Below are 3,204 nucleotides of genomic sequence, written 5' to 3' on the forward strand. Positions count from 1 at the left end.
CCTGCGGAAGAGTATCCCACCTTGCCCGAGATAGCGCTCCGCACTGCCGATGCTGAGGAGGAGAGCTTGGCCGCCCAGATCCTTGAGCTGCCCATCGAGAGCTTGCTGCAAGGGATTGGCCAAACCCTCTTTGCCGCTTCCGGTGATGACACCAAGCAAGTGCTTACGGGTGTACATGTCAAGCTCTTAACCGGGGATCCGCCGCGGCTGGAGTTTGCAGCCACCGATGGACATCGCCTGGCGATGGTTCAGGTGGAGGCCGAAGGGATCCCAGTTGATTTGGCTGCTGGGGGGACAAAACTGGATTTCACCATTCCCGCTCGGACTCTACGAGAGGTGGAGCGCATCCTCGCTGCCCAGACGGCCGCTTCTGCAGTGGAACTGCGGTTTGACCGGTCGCAGGTGCAATTTATTTTGGGCGCCGGCGGCACTCAGTGCCAGCAGCGGATTACCAGCCGCCTTTTGGAGGGCCAGTACCCCGACTACAACCGCCTGATCCCGCGGCAATTTGAGCGGCATGTAACCCTGGAGCGTCGGCCTTTGATCGAGTCCTTGGAGCGGGTGGGGGTGTTTGCTGCCCAGCGGAACGACATCATCAAGTTCAACCTTTCTGAGGCAACCCAAACCCTACGCATCAGCACCGAGGCGCCCGATGTGGGCAGCGGCGAGGAATCTCTGCCGGTACAGATGTCCGGCCCTGACCTGGAGCTGGCTTTTAATGTGCGCTACCTGCTGGAGGCCCTTAAGGTGTTTCATACGCAGCAGGTGAGCCTGGAGCTGAACGGCGCCACTCAGCCGGCCATCTGGAAGCCAATTGGAGCGACGCGCCTCTGGTATTTGGTCATGCCGGTTCAACTGCGGGCTACCTAGCCCACCCAAGCCCGACCCAAATCGAAGGGTGGCCCCAGCGGCTAAACCGGGTAGATGCCGAAACAGCTCAAACAAAGCGGTGGGTAAACTCTTGGATCAAGTCCACCCGCCCTTTGCGCAAAACGGCCGGATCCAGGCGCTCGGTCGTGTTGCAGGTCATCAACACCACCAGCCTCTGCCTGCAGTCGAGATAATCGGGATCGAGCACGCTTTGGTGAAGGGTGCCATCCAGCAGGCTGAGGATGCGTTCGGTTTTGGTGCTCTGCTGGGCCACCTCGCTGGCTCGGTCTTGGGCGAGGTTATCGGCTTCGTTGATGATCAAGCAGACCCGCTCCAGGTAGGGGGGCGCGATGAACTCCTGTACGGCTTCGTGATCCAAGATAAACACCACATAGCCCAGGGGCACCAGCAGCTCGTGGGCCACCGCTTGCGTCCAGGCCGTTTTACCCGTACCTGGGATCCCGTGCACCAAGACCGCCAATCGCTCCTGCTGTAGAATCTGCTGTTGCACTTGATCGGTAAAGGCCTGAATTTCAGCGGGAAAAGAACTGATTGGATAGGGGCTGTAGACTTGCCCGATCCGGCTTTGGTAGCCGCTCACCATCACCGCCAGATTGTAAGTAACCTTGCGAATTAAGGGCCTGAGATCCACGCCCAGCAGGGTGTAGCGGCGACGGTTGTGATAGGCGGTCTGAACTTGCAGCCAAATCTGGTGCTCTGGCCAGAAGGCATAGGTGGTGCCCGGGCTGCTGATTTCCTCCCAACTGCTGAAACGCTCGACCGGATAGTAGAAGTAGCGCTCCATATAGAATTGCACGATCTGCGCCGGTCGCCCCAGATGCGCCAAAACTCTGAGAACGGTCATTTCCTGCAGGCGCCTTAAAACGTAATCGATGGGAATTTGATCGCGGCTCACCTGCTGCCGAATCGGCGTCTCCGTGGAGAGCTGATCTTGAAATACTGTATAGTCGGGGCCGGGCAGAGGTGGGGTGATGCTATTCCAAAACTCTTCGATCTCGTAACGGGTGTTCTCTGAAAATAAGTTGAGAAAGTTGGCCAGCGGGCTGTACTCTCTACGTCCTACCGCATTGGCAACATCGCTGCACACATCCAAAAATTTCTCGGCCAACGCCCAGGGATCCCGCATCGCCAGTTGCCAGAAATACTCGGCATCGAAATGGCGGTACAGGGGCTTCCACCCAGATTGCAGTAGGTTGTAGCTGTTGGCCTGCCGGTAGCCGGGGTAGTAGTCTTCGTAATCGTTATCCATGCAGGGTTAGGGTCTAAGAAGAGGGGAAACCAATAGGAGGTGCTAGGGCGTGGACGCCTGACGCTCTTCAGCCCAGCACTGGGATCCCAAAAAAGAGGATAAGACCTGTATGCTAGCTTGCGTCCCCGGCCCGTAGACAACAGCCCCACCGTTTTCCGGTGCCGGCCCAGGCCCAAGGGTAGGGATCCCCAGATCCTGTTGGAAAAGGATATCCAAATTAGGTAGAGAGGGCTTCCAAATCGTTGCTGCAGGCTGCAGAGGTGGGATGGGCTCGGAGAGCAGCTTGGGCGTTGCGGCGCAGCCGGTGGGCCTTGAGGCGGCGCAGGGCAGAGGCGGGGAAGCGGCGGTCGAACTCCTCGTCGCCGAGCCGCGCCAGTTCTTGGAGATCGGGGGCAACGTTCCAAGGGTAAGGCTGAAAATCCGGGATCCGGCTGGGGCGGGCAAAGCGCTGGTTCCAAGGGCAGACCTCTTGGCAGATGTCGCAGCCGGCCACCCAATTGTGCAGGTTCTGGGCAATTTCGGCAGGGATCCGCTCAGCATGGCTCTCTAAGGTGTGGTAGGCAATGCAGCGGCGGGAATCCACCACCCCTGGGCTGACGATGGCCTGGGTGGGGCAGGCTTCCAGGCAGCGGCTGCAGGTGCCGCAGTGGGCAGTATGGGGACGGTCGGGAAGCAGGGGGAGAGTTGTCAAGATCACCCCCAGGAAAACCCAGGAGCCGTACTCGCGGGTGAGCAAGAGGCCGTTTTTGCCAATCCAGCCCAAGCCCGCCCGCATGGCCCAGGGCTTTTCCGCCACCGGGCCGGTATCCACATAGAATCGGCCTCGATAATCCGGGAACTGAGCTTGCATCCAGAGGTGGAGCTGCTTCAGCCGCCGCCCCAGCACGCGGTGGTAGTCCCGCCCCCAGGCATAGCGGGAGATTTTGCCCTTGCCCGGATCCCGACTGTGGCAGATGGGGGTGTAGTAGTTGAGGGCCACACAGACCAGAGATTGCACCCCCGGCAGCACCCGCTCTGGATCCATTCGCCGCGGATCGGCCATCCAGGCCATGTCGGCGGCCATG

The 3,204-nt window shown here is 59.9% G+C and carries 3 protein-coding genes; 1 reads left to right on the forward strand and 2 read right to left on the reverse strand.

Annotation, left to right across the window (positions count from 1 at the left end):
- Positions 1–870, forward strand: an 870-nt coding sequence (dnaN, locus tag NW835_RS12100; RefSeq protein WP_414415413.1) for a DNA polymerase III subunit beta, incomplete at its 5' end; no start/stop codon positions are given.
- Between the two features lie 67 nt (positions 871–937).
- Here the strand turns inward: dnaN and NW835_RS12105 are convergent.
- The gene (locus tag NW835_RS12105; protein ID WP_414415414.1) at positions 938–2,140 is read right to left on the reverse strand and encodes an AAA family ATPase; all 1,203 of its coding nucleotides are present in this window, start codon (positions 2,138–2,140) and stop codon (positions 938–940) included.
- Between the two features lie 217 nt (positions 2,141–2,357).
- A partial coding sequence (queG, locus tag NW835_RS12110; RefSeq protein ID WP_414415415.1) for a tRNA epoxyqueuosine(34) reductase QueG occupies positions 2,358–3,204 on the reverse strand: 847 nt, incomplete at its 5' end.

The organism is Synechococcus sp. OH2 (assembly GCF_047462155.1).
GTDB lineage: Bacteria > Cyanobacteriota > Cyanobacteriia > Thermostichales > Thermostichaceae > Thermostichus.

Bases quoted from the DNA above. Each gene is read 5' to 3' on its own strand.
- NW835_RS12105 (WP_414415414.1), bottom strand. From the start codon at position 2,140: ATGGATAACGATTACGAAGACTACTACCCCGGCTACCGGCAGGCCAAC.